The 1,279-nt window shown below is 51.4% G+C and carries 1 protein-coding gene; it reads right to left on the bottom strand.

Annotated features, from left to right (window positions below; genetic code table 11):
- Nucleotides 1-148 precede the first annotated feature (148 nt).
- Nucleotides 149-1,009 carry a small-conductance mechanosensitive channel MscS gene (locus FHD02_RS23950; protein WP_042310907.1) on the bottom strand — a complete coding sequence of 287 codons (861 nt, stop codon included), beginning with the start codon at nucleotides 1,007-1,009 and terminating at the stop codon, nucleotides 149-151.
- Between the last annotated feature and the right edge of the window lie 270 nt (nucleotides 1,010-1,279).

Raw genomic sequence — 1,279 nt, 5'->3', positions numbered from 1 at the left:
CGTTGCATAGGTCGGGTCTCAGTCCAGGGCATAGCGAGTCTCCTCTTCTATGCCAGTTATAACTGTTACCCATGTATCCGGTCTAAAGTGTTACCCATGTTTCCGGTTCATACCGAAGCGCCATCCGGCACCGTGGTGCAGAAAAAGATTACTCTGCCACGTTCTCTTTCACACGCTTGAAGTTCACATCCATCTGCGGATACGGGAAACTGATGCCGTTGGCGTCAAACTCGCGCTTAATACGCTCCAGTACGTCCCAGTAGACGCTTTGCAAATCGCTGCTGTTGCTCCAGACGCGTACAACAAAATTAATCGAAGAAGCACCCAGCTCATTCAGGCGCACCGTCATTTCACGATCTTTAAGGATGCGCTCGTCGGATTGGATGATATCGGTGAGGATTTTCTTTACTTGATCGATATCGGAATCGTAGGCCACGCCGATAATGAATTCGTTACGGCGAACCGGTTCGCGAGAGAAGTTAATGATGTTCCCGGCAATGATTTTACCGTTTGGGATCACCACAATCTTACCGTCTACGGTACGCATGGTGGTGGAGAAAATCTGCACGTTGAGCACGGTCCCCGCCACGCCGCCGAGGTCTACATACTCACCCGCGCGGAACGGACGGAACATCACCAACAGCACGCCTGCGGCAAGGTTGGACAGCGAACCTTGCAATGCCAGACCAACGGCTAAACCTGCGGCACCAAGAACAGCGATCACGGAGGCAGTTTGCACCCCAACGCGGCCCAGAGCGGCAATCAGCGTGAAAGCGATAATACCGTAGCGCACCAGTGCGGAGAGGAAATCGGCAACGGTTGCATCAATTTTTCGCGCCACCATCAGGCGGTTAACGGTGTTTGACACGATACGCGCCACAATCATACCGATAATAACAATGGCGATGGCCGCAACGATGTTGACGGCATAGCTCAACAGCAGTTCCTGATTGCGGACCAGCCAGGTGCCCGCCCCGTTTATGCTGTCGACAACATTCAAATCTTCCATTTACTATTCCTTTTTTGCTTACCCAAATGGGAAAAATAAAGCCGCCCCGCCGGGACTGGCAATCTGACAAGAGTAAACAATAAACCTGATTTTTGCCAAACAGATCACAGAAATCTCTGCCAGCAGCCTGTTGAAATGGCAATAAAAAAGGCCCGCATTGGCGCAATACCGATCAGTTAAGGATCGGTTGACCGATCCTTAAACTGCGGCACTATAACGGCTTCCACTACAGGGAGCCGTTTTCTTATGCCACTTCTCAATGACCTGCTC

Source organism: Citrobacter sp. EC_71 (assembly GCF_019584005.1).
GTDB classification, from domain to species: domain Bacteria; phylum Pseudomonadota; class Gammaproteobacteria; order Enterobacterales; family Enterobacteriaceae; genus Citrobacter; species Citrobacter werkmanii.
The sequence above is the reverse complement of the archived record's forward strand: the minus strand, read 5'-3'. Positions and strand labels throughout refer to the sequence as shown.